This is a genomic window from Emticicia sp. SJ17W-69, from assembly GCF_051209875.1.
Classification (GTDB): Bacteria; Bacteroidota; Bacteroidia; order Cytophagales; family Spirosomataceae; genus Emticicia.
Map to the genome: position 1 here is coordinate 239,459 of NZ_JBNTQY010000001.1, position 22,183 is coordinate 261,641.

The 22,183-nt window shown below is 34.5% G+C and carries 20 protein-coding genes; 5 read left to right on the forward strand and 15 right to left on the reverse strand.

The features are described from left to right. Positions 1 to 98: 98 nt before the first annotated feature. Positions 99 to 551, forward strand: coding sequence for a hypothetical protein (locus ACQUQZ_RS00990; protein WP_435352735.1), 453 nt, complete (start codon positions 99 to 101; stop codon positions 549 to 551). 62 nt (positions 552 to 613) lie between these two features. Here the strand turns inward: ACQUQZ_RS00990 and ACQUQZ_RS00995 are convergent, their stop codons facing one another. Together ACQUQZ_RS00995 and murB are read right to left on the reverse strand one after the other, a co-directional pair. Further along, positions 614 to 1,312, reverse strand: coding sequence for a hypothetical protein (locus ACQUQZ_RS00995; RefSeq protein WP_435352737.1), 699 nt, complete (start codon positions 1,310 to 1,312; stop codon positions 614 to 616). A gap of 323 nt (positions 1,313 to 1,635) precedes the next feature. Continuing rightward, the gene (gene murB, locus ACQUQZ_RS01000) at positions 1,636 to 2,652 is read right to left on the reverse strand and encodes a UDP-N-acetylmuramate dehydrogenase (RefSeq protein ID WP_435352739.1); all 1,017 of its coding nucleotides are present in this window, start codon (positions 2,650 to 2,652) and stop codon (positions 1,636 to 1,638) included. A 690-nt stretch (positions 2,653 to 3,342) separates the two neighbouring features. Here murB and rpoN point away from each other — a divergent pair. Continuing rightward, the gene (gene rpoN, locus ACQUQZ_RS01005) at positions 3,343 to 4,830 is read left to right on the forward strand and encodes an RNA polymerase factor sigma-54 (RefSeq protein WP_435352741.1); all 1,488 of its coding nucleotides are present in this window, start codon (positions 3,343 to 3,345) and stop codon (positions 4,828 to 4,830) included. A gap of 71 nt (positions 4,831 to 4,901) precedes the next feature. Here rpoN and ACQUQZ_RS01010 read toward each other — a convergent pair whose 3' ends face one another. From ACQUQZ_RS01010 to ACQUQZ_RS01070, 13 genes are all read right to left on the reverse strand, one after another. Continuing rightward, positions 4,902 to 5,525: a transposase gene (locus ACQUQZ_RS01010; protein WP_435352742.1), complete on the reverse strand. Its 624-nt coding sequence runs from the start codon at positions 5,523 to 5,525 to the stop codon at positions 4,902 to 4,904. A 129-nt stretch (positions 5,526 to 5,654) separates the two neighbouring features. Continuing rightward, entirely contained in the window at positions 5,655 to 8,693 is a 3,039-nt protein-coding gene (locus tag ACQUQZ_RS01015; protein WP_435352743.1) for an efflux RND transporter permease subunit, read from the reverse strand. A gap of 53 nt (positions 8,694 to 8,746) precedes the next feature. Next, positions 8,747 to 9,010, reverse strand: a complete 264-nt coding sequence (locus ACQUQZ_RS01020) for a four helix bundle protein (RefSeq protein WP_435352744.1) — start codon at positions 9,008 to 9,010, stop codon at positions 8,747 to 8,749. 122 nt (positions 9,011 to 9,132) lie between these two features. Continuing rightward, positions 9,133 to 10,179 (reverse strand): efflux RND transporter periplasmic adaptor subunit, encoded by a 1,047-nt coding sequence (locus ACQUQZ_RS01025; RefSeq protein WP_435352745.1) that lies wholly within the window; start codon positions 10,177 to 10,179, stop codon positions 9,133 to 9,135. 10 nt (positions 10,180 to 10,189) lie between these two features. Further along, a complete protein-coding gene (locus ACQUQZ_RS01030) occupies positions 10,190 to 10,768 on the reverse strand; it encodes an NAD(P)H-dependent oxidoreductase (RefSeq protein ID WP_435352746.1) in 579 nt (192 codons plus the stop codon). Continuing rightward, the gene (locus tag ACQUQZ_RS01035) at positions 10,765 to 11,202 is read right to left on the reverse strand and encodes a DUF3995 domain-containing protein (protein WP_435352747.1); all 438 of its coding nucleotides are present in this window, start codon (positions 11,200 to 11,202) and stop codon (positions 10,765 to 10,767) included. The genes ACQUQZ_RS01030 and ACQUQZ_RS01035 overlap by 4 nt, the downstream gene beginning before the upstream one ends. 89 nt (positions 11,203 to 11,291) lie before the next feature. Next, positions 11,292 to 11,834, reverse strand: coding sequence for an REP-associated tyrosine transposase (locus ACQUQZ_RS01040; RefSeq protein WP_435352749.1), 543 nt, complete (start codon positions 11,832 to 11,834; stop codon positions 11,292 to 11,294). Between the two features lie 87 nt (positions 11,835 to 11,921). Beyond that, on the reverse strand, positions 11,922 to 13,289 hold the full coding sequence (locus ACQUQZ_RS01045; RefSeq protein WP_435352750.1) for a TolC family protein: 1,368 nt from the start codon (positions 13,287 to 13,289) through the stop codon (positions 11,922 to 11,924). A 211-nt stretch (positions 13,290 to 13,500) separates the two neighbouring features. Further along, positions 13,501 to 13,938, reverse strand: coding sequence for a PaaI family thioesterase (locus tag ACQUQZ_RS01050; RefSeq protein ID WP_435352751.1), 438 nt, complete (start codon positions 13,936 to 13,938; stop codon positions 13,501 to 13,503). Positions 13,939 to 13,942: 4 nt separating this feature from the next. Continuing rightward, positions 13,943 to 14,566, reverse strand: coding sequence for a TetR/AcrR family transcriptional regulator (locus ACQUQZ_RS01055; RefSeq protein ID WP_435352752.1), 624 nt, complete (start codon positions 14,564 to 14,566; stop codon positions 13,943 to 13,945). Positions 14,567 to 14,696: 130 nt separating this feature from the next. Next, positions 14,697 to 16,241 carry a bacillithiol biosynthesis cysteine-adding enzyme BshC gene (bshC, locus tag ACQUQZ_RS01060; RefSeq protein ID WP_435352753.1) on the reverse strand — a complete coding sequence of 515 codons (1,545 nt, stop codon included), beginning with the start codon at positions 16,239 to 16,241 and terminating at the stop codon, positions 14,697 to 14,699. 175 nt (positions 16,242 to 16,416) lie between these two features. Then, the gene (locus ACQUQZ_RS01065; protein WP_435352754.1) at positions 16,417 to 18,183 is read right to left on the reverse strand and encodes an AMP-dependent synthetase/ligase; all 1,767 of its coding nucleotides are present in this window, start codon (positions 18,181 to 18,183) and stop codon (positions 16,417 to 16,419) included. A 61-nt stretch (positions 18,184 to 18,244) separates the two neighbouring features. Next, the gene (locus ACQUQZ_RS01070) at positions 18,245 to 19,312 is read right to left on the reverse strand and encodes a S66 peptidase family protein (RefSeq protein WP_435352756.1); all 1,068 of its coding nucleotides are present in this window, start codon (positions 19,310 to 19,312) and stop codon (positions 18,245 to 18,247) included. A gap of 170 nt (positions 19,313 to 19,482) precedes the next feature. On the opposite strand from ACQUQZ_RS01070, the gene ACQUQZ_RS01075 reads away from it, so the two are divergent. The 3 genes from ACQUQZ_RS01075 (at position 19,483) to ACQUQZ_RS01085 (ending at position 22,145) form a co-directional block, all read left to right on the forward strand. Next, positions 19,483 to 20,289, forward strand: a complete 807-nt coding sequence (locus ACQUQZ_RS01075; protein ID WP_435352757.1) for an ion transporter — start codon at positions 19,483 to 19,485, stop codon at positions 20,287 to 20,289. 91 nt (positions 20,290 to 20,380) lie between these two features. Next, positions 20,381 to 21,226 (forward strand): dienelactone hydrolase family protein, encoded by an 846-nt coding sequence (locus ACQUQZ_RS01080; protein WP_435352758.1) that lies wholly within the window; start codon positions 20,381 to 20,383, stop codon positions 21,224 to 21,226. A gap of 133 nt (positions 21,227 to 21,359) precedes the next feature. Then, positions 21,360 to 22,145: a hypothetical protein gene (locus ACQUQZ_RS01085; protein ID WP_435352759.1), complete on the forward strand. Its 786-nt coding sequence runs from the start codon at positions 21,360 to 21,362 to the stop codon at positions 22,143 to 22,145. Positions 22,146 to 22,183 lie beyond the last annotated feature (38 nt).

A 22,183-nucleotide genomic window follows, 5' to 3' on the forward strand; every position in this document is an offset into this window, starting at 1 on the left:
TTAATAAAACAAGAGCCTTGCATAATAGACAGAATAATGTTTTGAAATTTTCGATACTTTTACTTTTTTTGCCTAAACAACAGAATATAATTTGTTTTATGGACTATTTCATTGCATCTACTCAACCGGAGTTTGACCATATTATTAATGGCTTTCGAGCAAAAACATTACCAGTAAAAGAATGGACGCATGAAGCCCATTTGATTACTGGACTATGGCATGTTGCTAATTATAGTTTTGAAGAAGCTCTTGATAGAATGAGAGAAAATATAAAAACCTATAATGTAGCTACAGGTGGACAAAATACAGACTCAAGTGGATATCACGAAAGTATTACTGTTTTTTGGGTATGGCTTTTAGATGAGTTTTGGAAAGCTAATTCGATTGATAATCAAGACTTTGAACGTATTTGTAATGTGTATTTGAAAAGTAAATATTGCGATAGAAACCTTGCTTTTAATTTCTATTCTCGTGAGAAACTGTTTTCTACTGAAGCAAGACTTGCATTTGTAGCACCTGATATTCAAGCTTTTGAATTTAATATTTTGTAGAGAATATGAAATTAAATGTGCCACACCTGTTTAAAGGTGTGGCACATTTTGGTTTAGCAATTTTACAAACGGATTCCAAAAGAAATGCTATTACCGTTGATAGGATTGTTATCTTGGAACATCGGTGTTTTTTCGTAGCGAGCAAAGAAGGCAAAGTTGTTTCGACCTAATTCTGCTGCAAGTCCATAGTGGAATTTATTCAAATTATAAGCACCGTGCGTGCGTTTTTTACCATTTTCACCCACAGTTTTCATGTAGCTATCAATTCTTGCACCACCATAAGCTCCCAAGCCTAATTTCCAGCGACTTTCTTTAAATCCAAATTGTAGCATCAGCGGGATATTAAAGTTTGTTACAACTAATTTCGATTTACTTAAACTTTCTTTTGCATCTATAAAGGTTGCTCCATTGGGTTGGTTTTTCAAAACAATATTATCTTTTAGCATAAAATTATTCCATGCAAATTCAAAGCCTGTCCCAAGGGCAACATCCACATTATTACCTGTGATTAAACGATGATTTTTTCTCCAGTTCAAAGCCACGTATCTTGAATTGATATTGTCTAATTCGGGTAGTGTTTTTGACTCATAGTTGTTTAAGCCTAAGTACAAACCAAAATCTTTTCGAGAAAACATGTTATGTCTTTTTGACGAAACGTGTGTATAGTCATTGTTTTCATGGTCTTCATCTTGTGCAGCAGCACCAAAATTTACAGTAATTGCCAAAGCTAAAGCAGCGATTGTTTTTACAAGCGTTTTCATAATTTATAAAATTTTAATGTGAGTGATTGATTTTTTCTTGATAGAAATCTGGTTTCTATCGAGCTATATTTGAAAAACTGCTGCAGCGTTTTTGAAAATTTGCTTTACGTAATGAAGATGCAAAAAGTAGTAAAAAAGGTTGCTTTATTATAGAATAAATATTTTATAAAACTTGCAAAATGGTCGTAAGTTTCTTATAGTAAGTATTTTATGAATTTAAAATAGTTTGATTTTTGTACGAAGTATTTCCTAATCCGTCCTTGCGTCGAACATAAAAAAGGCGGAACGGTTTGCTGTAGCTTTAGGAAATCAGTCGTGAGGCATCAAACAAAATTTACTTCTGCTGAAAGTTGAATACCAAATTTTTCTTGAACTGAAGCTTGAATTTTTTGAGATAGAGCTTTAATATCTTCTCCTCTTCCTCCTCCGTAATTAACCAATACCAAGGCTTGTTTGGCATGTACACCCACGTTCCCAAAACGTTGCCCTTTCCAACCAGCTTGTTCGATAAGCCATCCTGCTGGAACTTTCGTTGTTGTTTCACTTACTGGATAGGAAGGAATCGTTGGAAATTGAGCTTTTAGAGCTTCAAATTGTGTTTTTGGAATTTCAGGGTTTTTGAAAAAACTTCCAGCATTACCAATTTCGGCAGGATTTGGAAGTTTACTTTGGCGAATATGAATCACAGCATCACTGATGGCTTTGATATTCAATTCGGAAATACCCATTTCGGTAAGGGTATCTTTTATTGCTCCGTACTCTACATGGAATGTTGGTTTTTTGTTCAGTTTAAAAGTTACATTCAAAATAATGAACTTTCCTTTGGCTTCATGTTTGAAAATACTTTCTCGATAACCAAAATTACATGTTTGTTTATCAAATATTTTAATTTGGCCTGTTGCTATCTCAATTGCTTCCAATTCTTCAAAAACTTCTTTTATTTCGATGCCATACGCACCAATGTTTTGCATGGGAGCGGCTCCGACAGTACCTGGAATGAGCGAAAGGTTTTCCATTCCTGCATAATTTTGATTGACGCAGTGCATCACCAAATCATGCCATACAACCCCAGCCCCAGATTTTATCCAAATATTTTCATCATCTTCCCTGACTACTTCAAAGCCTTTGAGATTGATTTTTATTACCAAACCATCAAAATCTTTCGTCAGAAGCAGATTACTGCCTCCACCCAAAATTAAACGTTCGATATTTTGATAGTCAGGGTTTTGTAAGATGCTTTTTATTTCTTCGATAGTGAAAACTTCTACAAAATATTTAGCCTTTGCTTCGATGCTAAAAGTATTAAATGGTTTTAACTGCACATTCGTTTGAACTGTCATTGGAGAATGGTTTTGTTAGAAATAACGCCCAAAGTTAATGATTTTTATAAAACATGTTAAGTGATTTCAGTATTACAAATAACGATTTAGTGATTTGTATGAATTTATTTAATTTTATAAAAGCCTGATATTAAGCAGTGTTAATAATTTTTTTTAAAATTACTTCATAGTATTATATTTTTTCCAAGAAATGTACTATATTTGCAGTACCATATTCAACCTATACCATTTTTTCGCTTCGGCGTATATTCAACCCTTCCTATTTACATGGTTGCAAACTAAAAGCAAACATTAAAGAATTTTATATAGTTAAGTAGCAGCCTTTACACTGCTACTTTTTTATTACCCCTCTTTGAAAAATCGGTCTTAAAATTAGCTTCTAGAGTAATCTTTTTTTTTCTAAATCTGGAATATAAAAAAAGACTTTTAACGTACTCGTACACTTTTTTTTGATTTTTTGTTTCTTAACTTAAAGAGAAAATTGAATGATATTTTCTTGTTCGTAAATGGCTGATTATAAGGTTTTTATGCATTTGTTTTGTTTGTTTTTTTATTTATTTGCATAAAATATTTGGCATTTAGTAAAAAAATATTTTCCTTTATTTATTGAAACACATTCAATTGGCACGAAAAATGTGGAGGGGGTTGATAAAAGTCCCTAATAATGAATGGAAAAACGCTACTTATACGATGCAAAAATTAAGTCTTAACCAATCACTACAGCAGCGGCTGTCCCCTCAGCAGATTCAGTTTATAAAACTGTTACAAATTCCATCTGCCGAGCTTGACCAGAGAATCGAGGAAGAACTCGAAGTAAATCCTGCTTTGGAAGAAGGCATGGATATGGATGAGCGTGTGAAGGATGAGTATGACGATGATTATGACGGAGATAGCGACCATGATGAATATGGCGAGTATGGCGAATACGAAACCTACGAAGGGCTTGATGTGAAACAATACCTCAACCAAGACGACTATGCAGGGTATAAAATGCAAGGCGATGGCTGGGGTGATGACGACCGAGATGTAATGCCAGTGATTGCTACCAGCACTTTAGCAGAGTCCTTGGTACAACAATTAGGTTTTTTACGTCTGGATGCTCGCCAAGAAGCAATAGGTATGCAACTCATAGGGAGCATAGAAGAAGATGGTTATATTCGCCGTCCGCTTCGCTCTATTTGCAATGATTTAGCTTTTACACAAAATATTTATACCAATGAAGACGAATTGATTGGTCTTCTCAAAAAAGTACAAACATTTGAACCAGCGGGTATTGGAGCAAGAGATTTGAGAGAATGTCTATTGTTACAACTCGAAAGAAAAGACCAAGAGGATGTGGCTGTGGAAATGGCTGTTAAGATTCTTGAAAACTTCTTTGATGAGTTTACTAAAAAACATTATGACAAAATTCAACGTCGTTTAGATATTGATGATGAAGGCATAAAACAAGCTATCAAAGCAATTACCCGACTAAATCCAAAACCAGGTAATATTGGCAACGGCGATAGCACGGCGGCCTATTTAATGGCGGATTTTATCGTAACCAACAATAATGGCAAGTTGGATGTTATTCTAAATTCCAAAAACGCTCCTGAACTTCGAGTAAGTCGCTCTTTTGCTGAAATGCTTGATACGTATGACAAAACAGATAAAAATGGTTCAGCTCAACATAAAAGTATCAAAGAAACGGTAACGTTTGTAAAACAAAAGTTGGATGCAGCTAAATGGTTTATTGATGCCATTAAACAACGCCAGCAGACGCTTTTGAAAACAATGAAGTCGATTGTTGAGTATCAACATGAATTCTTCTTGGATGGAGATGAGTCGAGGTTACGTCCAATGATTTTGAAAGATATTGCCAATCGCATCGAAATGGATATTTCTACGGTTTCTCGTGTGGCCAATAGCAAGTCTGTTCAAGCTGATTTTGGTATTTATCCATTAAAATACTTCTTCTCAGAGGGAATTGCGACTGATTCGGGAGAAGATGCATCGAGTCGTGAAGTGAAAAATATTTTGAAAGAATTGATAGAAAATGAGCCTAAAAACTCACCCCTATCTGATGATAAATTAGAAAAAATGTTGAATAAACGTGGGTATAATATTGCTCGCCGCACTGTTGCTAAATACCGTGAGCAACTCAATATTCCTGTGGCTCGTTTAAGAAAGCAGTTGTAAGATCTTTCTTAATAGGAAATATAAAACCTGTAAGGTCTTTTTCAGACCTTGCAGGTTTTTTTATGGATGAATTATTCCAATTTTAAATCATCAGGAAAAATCCAGTCTTTTTTATGAAAATCAACGAATGCTTCAACTTCACCGAACAGATTTAAAACAGCATTTCTTTCAATCTTTGTATCGTTTTGGCTTAATATTGTAGCATAAGAAGAAAAATTCCAATCATTTATATTTTTACAAAACCTATGATGAATTGGGTTTTTATGAATATATGCAATCAAAGTGCTAAGATATTGCTCATCATACACCAACTTTCGTCGAACTTTATCTACAAATAGAGACCCTTTTCTATCAAAAACAGTATTGTACGCCTTAGCATAAGCATTAAAGAAATTGCTGAATTGTTGCATATTCAAATCAGCTACATTAAAACCAACCTTTTCATTCTCTTTCTTACCTTTTAAGGTTTTATAATGTTCAATAATTTCATCTATCGACCTAATTTTTATGAGAAAATGAAAATGATTTGGCATCAAACAATAAGCAAAGGTTTGAGCAATAGGATGAATATATTGAGTATATTTTTGAAGAAAATAAGTGTAGTTATCTTTCTTACGAAAAAGATTTTCATTACCTACTGCGTGATTATAGATGTGGTAATAATGATTTGGTAAAAGTGGGGCGTAGAAATCCATATAAAAGATGTGTTTTTCAAATGTAATAAAAAACAAATTTTTTACAAAAATCTTCTACAAAAAAACCTGCAAGGTCTGAAAAAGACCTTACAGGTTTTAGCGACCCCGTCTGAAAAAGACCTTGCAGGTTTATACTCTCGGCGGAAGTAATTTATACATCACAGGAGTAACAATCCTTGTTAAAATTAATGACGAAATCAAGCCACCTACAATGACCAAAGCCAATGGTGAGTAAAGAGGCGAATGCTCCATAATTAAAGGAATCATACCACCGATAGCTGTCATCGTTGTCAAAACGATTGGAATAAATCTTGTTTCGCCTGCCTCTTCGATGGCCTCATCAATACTCAGTCCATTCTCTTTGCGTAAGAAATTGGTATAATCGACTAATAATATGGAGTTTTTGACTTCAATTCCTGCCAAAGCAATGATTCCAACGATAGCAGTAAATGAAAGAGAATTTCCTGTGAAAAGTAAAATCAAAATTGCACCAATCATTCCTAAAGGTATAACCGAAAGTACAATAAACATACTTTTGAAAGTCTTGAATTCAAGAATCAAAATGGCAACAATTCCAAATATGGTAATGATAATGATTGTGCCAAGTCCACCAAAAGTTTCAGCCGAACGTTCTACTTCTCCTGCCATTTTAAATTCGTAGCCTTTCGGTAATTTGATTTTGGCTAATTTTTGGGTAGCTTCTTTTGTTACATTTGGCGTAAGGAATCCGCTTTGAATAAAAGCTGAAACAGTTGAATAGCGGTCTCTGTCATAATGATTGATTCGATTAGGTGAAGTTTCAAATCCAACAGTTGCTAATTGGCTCAGTGGAACAAGGTTTCCCATTTGATTGGCTATAAATATTTTTGAAAAAACATCCATAGTTGGGCGTTGATTGCGAGGCAAATTCACGTTAAGATTCATCTCCTCACCATCTTTTTCTTTATAAATACCCATATTTACACCAGAAATTCCCATCCTAATTGTTCGGTCAACATCAACTGTAGGAATACCCAACATTCCTGCTTTATCTTTATTGATATTTACACGTAAGTCCACATTTTGAGCAGCGAGGGCATTGTTTACATAAATTGTACCTTTGGTTTCTTTGAATGCCTGCTCGACACGTGCCGAAATGGAACGTAGTGAATCAAGATTTTCTCCCATAATTCGGACCGCCAAAGGTGCTTCAAATGGAGCTCCTTGCTCGAACTGAATCACACGGATTTTTGCTCCAGGATAGGAATCAAAAATTGAACGCAATTCGTCAATAAATTTTTCTCTCTCAGGAACTTCAACTTTGTCTTGCAATTGCACAAAAAGCTGTGAATAATTAGATATTGTTCCACCTATTGGCAAAGTATTGTAATAAATACGAGGATTTGTTTTCCCTACGTTTGTGGCATAATTCTTTACAATTTCATGCTTTGAAAGTTCTTTTTCAACAAATCGTGCAGCTTTATCAGTTTCATTTAAACTTGTTCCTAAAGGGGTTTCGATATTGATTAAAAATTGCGGTTTTTCAGAACGTGGAAATACACTTGTACCAACTACTGGTATCAAAGCCAAACTTCCACCAAAAATCAAAATAGCAATTAAAAGAGACGTTTTTGGATATGACAAAGCTTTGTGAAGCACTTTTCTGTATGAACCTTCGATTCCTTTTTTCATCAAGCGTAGTACAATGTTTTCTCCATGTTCGGTACGAGGCATGAGTTGGCTTGCCAGAAAAGGAACGATAGTCAACGATACAAAAAGTGAGGCAATAATGGTCATAATAACCGCCATTGGTAAACTTCTGATAAAATCTCCTGCCGATTCGGGAAGAAAGCATAAAGGTAAAAACGCAAAAATCAACGTTGCTGTACAGCCCACCACAGCCAAACTGATTTGCTTAGTTGCTTCGATGGCGGCTTCTCGACGAGGCATTCCTGTACGCAAGAATCGGGCGATGTTTTCAACCACTACAATCGAATCATCAACCAAAAGACCGAGTGCAATGACTAAACCCACCACACTTAACTGATTAATCCCAAATCCTGCTAAGTCGAGCATTGTCAAACCCATTGCTAAAGATAAAGGAATGGAAATCATAACAATTATAGCTGGACGAATACCCAAAGGAATCAACGTAATCAAAACTAATAAAATAGCAATGCCAAAATCACGAGCCAAACCAAACAAACGAGTAGAAACACTTTTTACTTGGTCGAAACTTTGTTCAAATTTGATATCTGGTGGTAAATTTTTAGCAAAATCATCAATTATTGGGCGAATTTGTTCACCAGTTTTGAAAATATTGCTACCGTCTTTCATTGTGGCAGTTATGAAAACAGCTCTTCTTCCGTTCAATCTTCCTAAATAATTTTCTTCTTCATAGTCAAATTTAACATCTGCTATATCTCGTAAATAGGTAACTGTTGTTCCAGAAGAACTTACAATTGTATTTTTGATTTCTTCTAAATTTTCGTAACTACCAGAAGTTTTTACACTGAATTTTCGACTACCAATTTCGATGTTTCCAGCAGGAATATTGGCATTTTCAGATTGGACTGCTCCTAAAACTCGATTCAAAGGAATACGAAATTGAGCCATTTTATCTAAATTAATAGAAATCGTCACTTGTTGCTTTGGAAATGCCCAAATCTCAGCAGTTTTTATTGATTTTACTTTCAATAATTTATCTTTCAAGTTATCTGCCTCTTTCTGCAAATCTTTGTAAGGTGTCGTTTCCGACATCAAAGCACACTGAATGATATTTACACCTTCGGGTGTGAAACGAAGAATATCTAAACTATAAATATCCGAAGGTAATTTGCTACGAATAGAGTTTAACTCTCGTACAACTTCGTTGTATTTATCATCGGGATTGATTGAATGTTGAAACTCAATACGAATATTGGCTACTCCCTCATCAGCAGTAGAAATAACTTTTTTGATATCGCTGATTTCAGCCATTTTGTCCTCGATAGGATCAACGATAAGTTTTTCCATATCGGCTGGCGATGTACCTGGATATACAACAACAATACTATTGAATGTTGCTTTCAAAGCTGGGTCTTCAGCTTTGGGCATATTGAGCAATGAATTGACACCAATGGCCATAATCATCACAAAAATGATGATGGTAAACTGGTAGTTTTTGACGGAAAATTCGACAAGACGCATAGCTTTTTTAATGTATAATGAAGAATGTAAAATGGATAATGTGGTATCTGATTTTACTCTCCTCTTGATGATTTTAAGATTGCTGTGATTATTTTTTGTAGTTCTTCAACATCATTTTTGAGTGAAATGAACATGTTTTCATCTAAATATTCAGAAGCATAAAGCAAGCGAATCCAATATTTAGTTTCCTTTGCTTCTTTCAAACATATTCCAAATTTTGCAGAAAAATCTTTTTTCGAGTATGCTCCATCTGCTTCTTCGGCATTAGCACCGATAGAAGTCCCACTTCTTAATAATTGCTTTGCAATTGGCAACACTTCCGAATGATTTTTGTAAAATCATTTGTACAGTTTAACAATACGGACAGAAAAAGTAAAAGATTTTTCTAAGATTATATTAGGCTTATTTTCTTGAATCATTTTACATTATCCATTTTGCATTATTCATTAGAAATTACTTTCACTTTTGCTTTATCACTCAAAAAGTTAGCCCCTTTTGTAACAATCTGTGTTCCTTCATCTATACCTGAAATGATGGCAACACTACTTCCAAAAATTTGCCCAATATTTACATTTTTTTTACTAACTGTCTGATTATCAGTATTTAAAACATAAACAAATGCAGTGTTTTTGTCAGCTTCAATTAGTGACTCAATTGGTATTGAGAGTGTAGAAGCTCCTTTACCCGTTGAAATCTCAGCTTTGGCCACAAAACCAGAAATCAGTTTTCTACCATTAGGATGAATTTGCAATTCAGCTTCAAATGTACCGGTTGCTGGATTTACGGTTTGAGCAATTTGTGTAATTCTTGCTTGAAATGGTTCGTTAGGATAAGCATCTAAATAGACAGTTGCAATATCTCCTATTTTTACTTTTACAACATCTCGGTCAGCTAAACCAACATTGACGATATATGCACTTTCCCCAGTTCCGAGAATAAATGCAGGAGCAAATGGCGTAATTAACTCGCCTTGTTCGGAAATTTTTCTTAGAATTCGTCCGCTAACTGGAGCATAAATTCTTGATAGTTTTTGGTTGAATTCGGCAACTTGTACGCTTTGTTTGGCTACATCGAAGCCCGTTGTTGCATCTTGTACATTGGTAAGCGTCGTGGCTTCGTCGGCATAAAGTTTTTTGACTCTTTCTAAATCTCTTTCTGATTTTTCTAAGCCTAATTTTGCCTGACGAACTTGTGCATCAATTTCGGATAAATCTAATTCGGCTAATAATTGTCCTTCTTTTACAGATTGTCCTTCTTGCACATAAATTCTACGAATCATGCCCCCAGTTTTGAATGCCAATTTCATTTCTGATTTTGAGGAAAGTACACCGCTCGCAACAATTGGTTCGCTCAAAGATTTACGTGTAACAGGTTGCACTTCTACAGCTAAAACTTCTTCTGTTTCTGTTTTTTTGTCTGCTTGTTTTTTGCCACAACTGGCTACTATTAAAGCTGTTATGAGAATGATGTAAGTATGACTTTTCATATATTGTTATTTATTTTTGTTCAAAACCTAATTTTTCAATTTTTTTGAGCCAATTGGCTCGAAATGATTCTTTTGATAATCTAATCGGTCCGATTGTGGTTGTGCGGACTGGTTTAATTCCTACAAAATTAAGTGTCATTCGTTTCATTGCATGATAACTTGGACGTCCATAATTCAGCCAATAATACCAAGCTGGTTGGTCGAGTGTGCTGATGATATGTCCTGTTCGGCCAGTTAATAATTTATCCCACCAAACTGAATTTTCACGCTTTTGAAAAACAATTCCTGGCAAAAAAACTCTATCAATAAACCCTTTAAAAATAGCGGGAATAGAACCCCACCATACTGGATAAAATAAGACTAAATGTTCTGCCCATTTGATTTTTTCGATAGAATCAAGCAAGTCAGGCTCTAATTCAGTACGTTTTCTATATCCATATTGTAAGTTTGGATTAAATACCAAATCTCTTACAATAATTTCTTTGATGTCAGCACCTGAGGCAATTGCTCCTTTTTTATATGCTTCATACAGAGCAAAATTGAAACTTTCATCATCTGGATGCCCTTGAATAAGTAATATTTTTTTCATAAATAAAAGGCTGTCATAAAAGCATTAAAACTTAATACTATACACAATGGGGAATAATATTTTGTGTCTAAAATGGCGAAAGTTGTACCTTTAATTTTCTTGAAAAAACCAACATATCGAAACTCGCCGATAGCACGAATCAAAAAGATTCCAGCAATCATTTTTAATCCAAGATTGGCAACCCAATTTGGCAAAGACAGTTGTATTATTTGTACTTTTTCAAGATGAAGCAATGCCATAGTAAGCAATCCAAAAGCTACAACAAGCGTAGCAAAAACACTCGGAAAATTGCCTGCCGAATTAAGCATCATTTTTCCTTCTTGATTGGTAGGAATGGCTGCACTCGCACCCCAACGTCCACCAAAAGCCCAAAAGAAATGCAAACCAGAAATAGCGAGCAAAATAAGTGAGTTTATGATTGGAAATGTGTTCATGATATATTAATTATCAGTGATTCAAGTTTTTGCTGTTGGCAGTTTGTAACTGCCAACTCAGAAAAATTTCAAGTTTATAACTTGAATACTTAGATGAATTCGATGTTTATCAAGCCCTTTCCTCCAGCATAATCAATAGCACTACTCCAATAATAATGTTGTGATTCTGCAACAATTCTTGCTTTTACTGGATTTTGATGAATATAGTCTAATTTTTGCTGAATAACATCTACTGACCAAAGTTCAATCGGATGTAATGTTTGTTGCCATAATTGAATAATTTCATTATTTCTGTTCTCTTCTCCTGCCTTTTTGAAAATCCATTTCATCCAACTTTTTCTACTTTCTTGAGGATTTTCTTCAATAGCTTTAAAGATTTTCTTAGCTGTAAACTTTTTAAAATCTCTCATTGTACCAGATAAATCTCCAGTTTCTGACCTTACTAATAAATGTAAATGATTACTCATCAAGCACCACCCATAAATTATTAATCCTTTTTCTTTTACGCAATGATTTAGACTATCAACAACAATATCGCAGTAATCAGCACGAGTAAAGACATCAACCCATTGTACTGTTGCGAAAGTCAAAAAATGCAGACAAGTTTGGTCTTTTATAGTATATGTGGACATTTTATGCTTTTTTTTAAGTTAAAAACTTAACTTCATTCTGCGTGTCGAGTTGCAAACTCGACACGGCTACTTACAAACTCAACAGGGCTATTTCACCGCTCCAACTTTATCTAAAGCTGCTTGCTTCACCAAAATATCATATTTAGCTACCGATTCTTGCAAACGTGCTGTGATAATGTCGTCTGAAGCTCGAAGATATTCAATCATAATTGCTTGACCATTTCGATAGCGACTTTCTACAATTTTGAAATATTTTTCTGCTTTTTTTGTGCCATCTTGTGCCGTAACCAATGATTTTTTTGCCGCTTCCAATTCAAAATATGCTTGTGAAACTTGCAATTGAATCTGTTGTTTTACTTCTTCAAGTTTGGTGTCAAGGATGTTTTTTTGAATTTTTGCTTGCTGAATCTTCGATTTTTTCTCGTAACCATGATACAAATCCCAACTTAGTCCAAGTTGACCAATGACATAAGCTTGATTCTTGAAAGTATAACCATAACCTTGAAAACCCATATTTCCACCGACAAAAACTTGTGGACGAATAGCATTCATTTGTTGTAATTTGATGGCTGTTTCTGATACTTTAATATTGGTATTAATCTGCGAAATTTCTTGTCGGTTTTTCAAAGCATCTTCTTTTGCTTGACTCAAACTTGTAGGAAAACCGATATAGCCATTGACCAAATTTGTATCAGCAATGATTTCTGTTGAAAAATCACGATTCATTAAATAGTTAAGGAAAACTTGAACCGATTGTCGATTTTTGTCTAAAGTCGCTACTTGTTGGTCGAGTTTACTGACCTCATATTCAGCAGAATAAATGACATCTTTGGTTGCTACATTATTGCTGACCAATTTTTCATTCAATTTGACAAAATCAGTCAGTAAGTTCCTTGAAACTTGATAGATTTTTTTAGCTTCTAAAGTTTGTAAATATTGTAGATAAGCTGTGGTGATACTATAGCGAATTTCATTTTCTAAAACCCTCTTTTTGGCTTCTTGAGCAGAGAGTAAATCTCTTTGTATCAGTAAGTTATAGCGAATATCAGTGTTGAAAATCGGATACTGAAAACTTAATTTTGTGTCATGAAAATTATTGGGAGCCAGCAATTGATTGACATTTTCAACTTGTGGAAAATTGTTGGTTTTTGTCAATTGATTCAAAGTAGAATAAACAGGATTTAATAAATCTCCAATAGGAAATGCTAATTTTCGTCCACCTGCTGCAAGAGAGTATGTTGGACTAAAGGTAACTTTAGGCATAAAGTTCGCCTTTGCTTGATTGATATTCTCAACTGATTTTTCAGTTTCAAGGCGTTCTTGTTTCAAACCTAAATTTTGCTTCAATCCTTCTTGAATATAACTTTCAAGTATAGTTGAGGACGGAACGCCACCCGCTTGAGAAAAAACCAAAAAAGGAGCAAAAAGTAGCAATAAAGTAATAATCTTTTTCATAAATATAGTTTATGGAATAATATGATATTTTGGTAAATACCTAAGTTTATCAATTGTAAGCTATTGACTAAAAGTTGGGTTGTCAATTCGTAAAATATATAATATCATTGGTTTTTAAATAACCATTTATTAGTTTCTGAACAGTGTTAAGTATTGGTTTAAAATAAAACTCGTTCCTTAAAAACGAGTTTTATTTTTGAGTTAATCAAAATTACATTTTCACACCAGTGGTGACTAAATTTGATGTACATTTAGCAATAATCTTATGTTCTGCATTTCGAGCTTCACATTCCATATTAATGACTGTTTTCCCAGCACGAATAACTTTTGATTTGACAAAAATAATATCACCAGCTTTAGCAGAAAGCAAATAATCGATGCTCAAATTAATAGTTGAATAAAAACTTTCTCGTCCCAATGAAAAAACAGTCATTCCCATTACATCATCAAGCATTGAGGCTGTTGTACCACCGTGAAGAATTTTGCCTGGGTTTGTCATGTCTTCTCTAACCACAAACTCAACCGTGAGTGAACCCTCATCAACGGCAATGAGCTTTCCATTGAGCCAACGACCCAAAGGCGAAGGACTCATTTCAGATGCATATTTGCCTATGTTTGCCGTAAAATATTCTAAAACTTGATTGGTCATATTTTTACTTTTTGTAGTGTTTGATAATATCTGTAAACTTTGCATACGCATCTTCCAAAAGTTGCACTCTGCGTTCTTCTGGAAAAATCATGGTTCTACGTCTTAAATGAAGCGTTGCTAAGCCATGTACCAAACTCCATACCATCACCGAGATCGTTTCGTTGTCATCTCCAGCAAAATATCCTGCTTTCATACAATCATCTACCACATATTTGAGTGTTTCAAAAGCTCGCTCACCATCACACCAGATTTCTTCTCGGCATTCTAATGTTTCCATTGGTGCTGTCATCACAAACATCAAATCGTATAATTCAGGATTTTCAAAAGCATATTTCAAGTAGTGTTTTCCTAAAGAAACGAGCCTTTCAAAGGGGTCAGCTTCACTCATTATGCCAGCCTGCATTGCCTGCATCAATGTTTCAAAAGCCTCAACGTGTAGAGCAAATAAAATTTCGTTTTTATCTTTAAAATATAGATAAATCGTTCCTGCACTATATTCGATAACTTCGGCAATATTACGAATGCTTGTTTTCTCAAATCCCTGCTCTAAAAAAAGCGAACGAGCGGCATCTAAAATCTGTCGCTTCATTTCTACTTTTTCTCTTTCTTTTCTATCAATAACACCCATTGAGTCTTAATTATTTAATTAACGATGCAAATAAAATGAACAGTGTTCATAAAAACAAATATTTTTAGATTTTTTATAAAAAAGTGTGGCACATTTCTAAAATGTGCCACACTTAAGTTAAATATAAATGTTAAATTTCAACAACGTTGAAACGATAGTCTAAAGGGTCAAATTCTGCTAATAGCTTAGAAATGAACGTATGATCATTCAAATAAAAATTCAAGAAGTTTTCTTTACGTTCTTGCAAGCCACCATCAGGGAAGAGTTTTTGCTTTAGAGCTAACAGTTGAGTAACAGCTGTTTCTTGGTTTCGCTCTTCCGCTTTTTTGATGCGTTTTTCGAGATTTTCGAGAGAGGCTATAATTTTTACTTTTTCGGCCTCTACTGGGCCTTTCATGGTTTGGTCAATTGCCAATGATTTTCGTAAAATTCTTTCAAAAACTTCATTCACATCATCAATTTCAAAAGCTAAACTTAGTGAATTATCAGAATTTCGTTCTACAAAACTTCTTCTTAAAGTTACATCATCAGCAAAAAGCTCTTCTGCCGTAATACACAATTTATCCATACGTTTTTTACTTGCTTGATTAATCGCCAAAGCAAAATTACGAGGCATTAAAAGTGGAAATTGTTCGCCATAGTGATCGAAAATTCCTTTGAGTTGCAACCAATAAGGAACTTCAGAAGGGCCACCAATATAGGCTAAATTTGGCAAAATTGTTTCTTGGTAAAGTGGTCGTAAAACCACATTTGGACTGAAGCTATCTGCTTGATTTTCAAGTAATTGCAAAATTTCTGTTTCAGAAAAAGTTAAATCAGAATTCAGAACTTTATAAATATTATTCTCTTTAACTATACGCTCTCGTAGGCCATTTTGCAAATAAAAGAAGTTAATTTCACGAGGTGTGATTTGGGTATGATAACCCATTGCATTCAGCTCATCAGAAGTTTGATGGACAATTTTATTGGCAGTATTGTTCAATAAATCATCTTTAATTACTTCAATGAAAATGCCCTTTAGAGCAGATTCATCGGCATCCAAACAAACCAAACCTTCGTTTCCAAAAAGTTGGTGCATATATTGTCGGACTGCCTCTGAAAGTGTGTTATTTTTTAAATAAGCCTCTTCAAATAAAGCTGGTTTTTCGGGCAATTCATCAAAAATTGCTTGTAATTCAGCAGGATTCATTCGACCAACCGCTCCTTTTTGTTCGGTTTGCCATTGATAAGTTTTTCCGAAAAGATTAAATGAAGCAATTTCTGCAAAATCGTGGTCTTCACTTGCCATCCAATAGACAGGTACAAAATTATGGGCAGGAAATTCAGCTTTTAATTTTTTAGCTAAATTGATAATCGTAACAATTTTGTAAATCACATAAAGCGGCCCAGTAAAAATATTGAGCTGATGCCCAGTCGTAACGGTAAAAGTATTTGACTCCAACAAAATATCGAAATCGGGCTTGTTTTCTAAACTTTGATATTGCTTTTTTAGCACATCAACCAAAGTTTTTCGTTTGGTATCTGAAAAAACTCGTGCATCAATAGCTTTCTTAAAGCCTTGAATATCAGGATATTGATTGTAAAATTTTTTAAGATTTTCGTCTTTGGAAATATAATCTAAAAACAATTTCGGGAATGCACCGACCGAATTTAACGCTATTTTTTGAGAGGGCATATAGTGATTTTTTTCTTTGCTCTAAACAGAACACCAAAAAAAGCTGACAGGTTTCAATAAAATGGTGAATGATGAATGAAGAATGATGAATGGTGAGTGTAATTTGCTTATAGCCAATAAGTTATGTTAAAAACAATAACATTCATAATTCATAATTCTTCATTCTTAATTAATTTTACTCATACATTCTATCAATAATTTCTTTAAATTTTGCATTAATCGCTTTGCGTTTAGGTTTTAGTGTAGGAGTAATCTCCCCACCTTCAACAGACCATGGTGTCGCCAAAAGGGTAAATTTCTTGACTTGTTCATAAGGAGCAAATTCTTTATTAAATCGAGCAATTTCGCCAAAAATCAGTTTTAAAACTTGTTGGTTTTTTATCATTTCAGCATCAGAAGTATATTGGATACCTTGCGATTTACACCAATCACGGATTGATACAAACTCAGGGATAATCAAGGCTGCAGGAAACTTCTGACTTTCGCCCACCACCATCATTTGTTCGATATAAACCGATTCTTTCATTTTGTTTTCAAGCACTTGTGGTGCAACATATTTTCCACCAGAAGTCTTGAAAATTTCTTTTTTACGGTCAGTAATTTTCAAATATTTGCCTTCTTCTAGTTTGCCAATGTCGCCAGTATGTAGCCAGCCTTCATGGTCAATTACTTCTTTGGTAAGTTCTGGCTTATTATAATAGCCCATCATTACATTAGGACCTTTGACTAAAATCTCGCCATCATCTGCAATTTTTACAGTTGTGCCGTCAATAATAGGCCCGACTGTACCAATTCTCAAATCTAATGGCATGATTCGATTGGTTGCAATCACAGGCGAGGTTTCGGTCATGCCATAACCCTCCGAAACGGGAATACCTGCCGCCCAGAAAACTCTTGCTAAACGAGGTTGCAAAGCCGCCGCTCCCGAACAAATCATGCGAATATTACCACCTAATGCCTCTTGCCATTTGCTGAAAACTAACTTTTTTGCCCATTTAAGTTGTGTATTATACCACCAACCAAAGGTCTGGTTTGGGTCATATTTTAGTCCTAAATTCAAAGCCCACAAGAAGATGCGTCGTTTTGTTCCACTCAATTCATAGCCTTTTGCAACGATTTTATCATATACTTTTTCGAGTAAACGAGGGACTGTTGTAAAGATATGTGGTTGAACATCCCTTAAATCTTCGGCAATAGTTGCCATATTTTGAGCATAATAGATGGATAAACCTTTACTCATATACAAATACAAAACCATGCGTTCATAAACATGGTTGAGAGGAAGAAAACTCAAGGCACGACAAGTCTCATCAATCGGAAAATTGTTTTTGCAAGACTCGAAGTTACTAATAAGGTTTTGATGTGAAAGCATCACCCCCTTTGGATTTCCAGTTGTACCTGAGGTATAAATGAGCGTTAATAAATCATCTGGTTTGATAGAAGCTTTAATAGACTCCAATTTGTTAATATCTTCATTATCAGCTCTTTCTGAGATTTCTTTCCAGTGCTTTCCGCCTAAAACTTTATCAAAACAATAAATTTCTTGTACGCTTGGAGCATCTTTTGCTGCTTCTTGTGCTTTGTGCAAAAGCGATTCATCACCTACAAAAATTAATTTTATGTTGGCATCATTGAAAATATAACGATAATCGTCAACTGTAATATTGGGATAAAGAGGTACGCCAATTGCCCCAGATTGTTGTACAGCAAAGTCAACAATATTCCATTCTGGACGGCTTTCAGAAATGATCGCAATTTTATCCCCCTTTTCAATACCAATTTTGAGTAAACCTAAACTCAATTGATTGATTGAATGGATGAAATCATTTGCAGAAATTCGTTTCCATTCGCCTTTGATTTTAGAAGCAAAAACATCAGACTTGTTGTATTTGGCGATGGATTCGCTCAATAAGTCAAAAACTCGTGTGATAGATTGAGACATTTTTATAGTGCGTTGAATAATTATTTTGTTGTATATCTGCTGATTATCAGGCATTTATATATTAACTAACAGCAGATTCTTTTAACTTAATTGTTCCTGCAGTGGCATCAATATCTGCTACGATGCCAATGGGAACCGTAAATTTATCTTTGATATGCCCAATCATTGCCCCTGAAAAAGCAGGAATTTTGAGTGGTTTGATGTGGTCTTCAAAAATATCTTCGAGTGTCAGCGAACCATAGCTTTTTGAAGGTGGACAATCGGTACATTTTCCGAAAATAAAGCCTGAAATTTGATTTAAAATTCCAGCTAATTTTAGTTGTGTAATCATTCGGTCGATGCGATAAGTATCTTCTTGCACATCTTCAATAAACAAAATGGCACCCTTAAAATCTGGCACATACTTCGAGCCTAGAATATGCGAAAGTACAGTTAAATTTCCACCAATGAGTTTACCACTTGCTTTGCCCGCCGTGATGGTATAGATACGGTCATCTACTTGCACCAAACTATCACTTTTTCTAACAGGATTGCTCATAACGGTCGCATTTCCGTCGATTAAAGTATTTTTGAAATAATCAACCGAGAAACTATTCCATGTAGAAGAGCCCACAGGGCCATGGAAAGTAACCAAACCTGTTTGGCTGTAAATGCCTAATAATAAGGCAGTTATATCGCTATATCCAATAAATATTTTAGGGTTTTTCTTGATAAGTTTATAATCTAAGAGAGGTAAAATTCTGGCACAGCCCCAACCTCCGTGCATTGCCATGATGGCATCAATCTTTTTATCAGCAAACATTTCATTGATGTCGGCAGCACGGTCTTCATCTTTTCCTGCCAAATAGCCATAACGGTCGAAAATATGTTTTCCCAGTACGACTTTGAAACCCATTGCTTGTAAGCTTTCGACCGTAATTTGGACTTCTTCTTTGATAAAAGCAGAATAAGCGGGGCAAACCAAACCAATGGTATTTCCACTTTTTAGAGCTGCGGGCTTAATAACTTTTAGTGTATCATCCAAAACATTAAAATTCATGTTTACAAATCCATAAGTGATTAATAGTGAAGTACTTATGAAATTTCTGCGAGAAATGAGCGATTCTGCTGATGACTTATTTGGAAACATTTTTGGAATGGTTAGGATAAAATCATAAAAAACGAATTTACGAGATAATAATCAGAAACAAAATATTTCATTCAATTTTTGGAATAGATTTGCCAGTTTCGATAATTTCCATCATTCGATATTTATCATTCTGTAATATTCTTTATTTTTGTAAAAATCGCCTATTAGATATGAATTCTTTCCGAAAACAAGTCCATCAAACACTCGAAATTTCGTTACGACAGAAAAGTGGTTTTGGTTTTTTTATCAATATCTTTCTGACAGTTATTATTTTTCTGAATACCATCGCCATTATTCTTCATACGGTTCCAATGATTCGGAAAAATTATGACCAATTTTTCCTTGATTTTGAAGTGTTTTCGGTCATTGTTTTTACAATCGAATATATACTGAGGCTTTGGTCTTGTGTTGAAAATGAAACTTTCAAGCATCCTATTTATGGAAGATTACGTTTTATTTTTTCTGCATGGGGCTTGATAGATTTATTAGCAATTTTACCTTTTTTTGTGTCTATTTTTGTTACAGACTGGGGATTCGTTCGTATTCTTCGATTATTACGAATGCTGCGTTTGTTTCGTGTAAGCAAGTATTTTCATGCTTTACGAGTAATTCAACGTGTGATACGAAGCAAGCAAGAAGAATTAGTTCTGTGCATGGTATTTATCATTTTTATCCTTATTATTTCGTCGAGTTTGGTTTATTATGTAGAGCATGAAGCACAGCCTTACGCATTTACAAGCATTCCAGAGTCAATGTGGTGGGGGGTAAATACTATGACAAATGTTGGCTACGGAGATTTACACCCAATAACTGTTACAGGGAAGTTTTTAGGAGGAATCATCGCAATTTTAGGGGTTTCGATTTTCGCATTGCCAACAAGTATTTTGGCATCAGCTTTTGCCGAGCAGATACGTATCCAAAGAGAAAAAAAAGCGATAAAATGTCCTCACTGTGGCAAGGAATTTCAGGAACACTAAGATTAAAAAAATCAAATCTTCTAACAAGAACCAAACCTTTTTGGTATTTTAACGTTTTATTATCTGTATATACATTTAATTTTATTAACTAATGAAAAAAATACTCTCAACCCTTTTATTGGCAAGTATCACAACCTTTAGTTTCTCGCAAAGCTGTTGTGATGTTGCTTTTGCCAGCAATGATGGAAACATGGCAGCTTTTGCCTCTGATAAAGCATTTATTGCTTCTCATTTAGCCCCGATTGTTTATAAACACATCAGCGAAGTGGGTGGTACGATGATTCAGTTTGATACCCCCGATGGAAAAAAGGCGAATGGATATGTAGTAAAAGCCAAAAAGAAATCTGATAAATGGCTATTTGTTTATCAAGAATGGTGGGGACTAAACGACCACATCAAACGTCAAGCCGATGTTTTTTATAATGATTTAGGAGGAAACGTAAATGTTTTGGCTTTAGATATGTACGATGGAAAAGTGGCAGCCGATGCAAGTGAAGCAGGGAAAATGATGCAAGGAGTAGTAGAAGCACGCTTAGAAAACATTGTAAAAGGGGGTTTAGATTATGCTGGTAAAAAAGCGAAGGTTGCTAATGTTGGTTGGTGCTTTGGTGGTGGTTGGTCGCTAAAATCTGCTATTATTGGTGGAAAACAGACTGTTGGCTCGGTAATGTATTATGGAATGCCAGTGAAAGATGTAGAAAAATTGAAAACACTTAATTGTGATGTGTTGGGTCTTTTTGCAACAGAGCAATGGATTTCTAAAGAAGTAATTGAAGAATTTGCGGCAAATATGAAAACAGCGGGCAAAGGAATCAACTATAAAATATTTGATGCAGCTCATGCCTTTGCCAATCCAAGTAATCCAAAATATGATGAAGCAAAAGCCAAAGAAGCCTATGGAATGGCAATTGAGTATTTGAAGAAAAAATTATTGTAAGGTAAAGATTCGTACAGAACTATTTTATAAGAAAAATTAAGCATTAGAAAATAACTAAATAATGGAAAGAAATTTTCATACATTTGGTTAGTTTTTCTAATGCTTTTTTATTTTTCCACCTCTAAAATCAAAAATGAAAACAATTTCTATTTGGGCAAGCAAAAACCAGAAGCTGGCAATTGCTTTTATAATCATTATTGAATTGTTGAAAGGATTGATGGGAGCTGTCATTGGTAATGATCTTTTACCAATACTCTCCAATGCTACTATTGAATTATCGGTTTTGTTCATCGTTTTTTTTATAAGTTTTATTCAAATCAATTATCGACACCACGCAATTAATTTGAGTAAAGAGAGGTTTCGTCAACTACGCCTTAAAAACACAACAATAATTTTTTTAAGTAGTTTTTTATTAGCCATATTATTGGGAAATCACTTTAAAGGCATAGGGTATTCTATTGATAATCAATTCATTAGCTATGCTGGTGTTACTATTAAATCCGATAGTTTACAACAAAAAGAAACAACAACAGTTTTTGAAAAAATTCTTAAACAAAATCAGATAAAAGACCAACTTCTTTCTAATAATAAAGCCGAAAAAAGTTCGAGTGATACAGGCAAACGCATTGGCTATGTTCTTCTTTTTGTGTTGAGCCTTGTCTTAACTTATGTTGGAGTTGCCTTATCTTGTTCGATAGCTTGTAGTGGATATGGCGTACTTGCTATTTTGGCTCTCTTGCTATCACTTGGTATTTTTTCGGGGGGTATTTACTTTTTGATCAAATCTTTTAGAAAAACAATCAATTCCTCAACAGAAATGACACACGAGGAAAAGAGAAAAGAACGAAGAAGATTCTTCGCCATTTGGGGAATAGTAACGGCTCTTCTTGCTCTCTTGATAGTATTTACTAATGTTTAAATAATTATTTCTGTAAAGCATATTTGTAATAGCAAAAG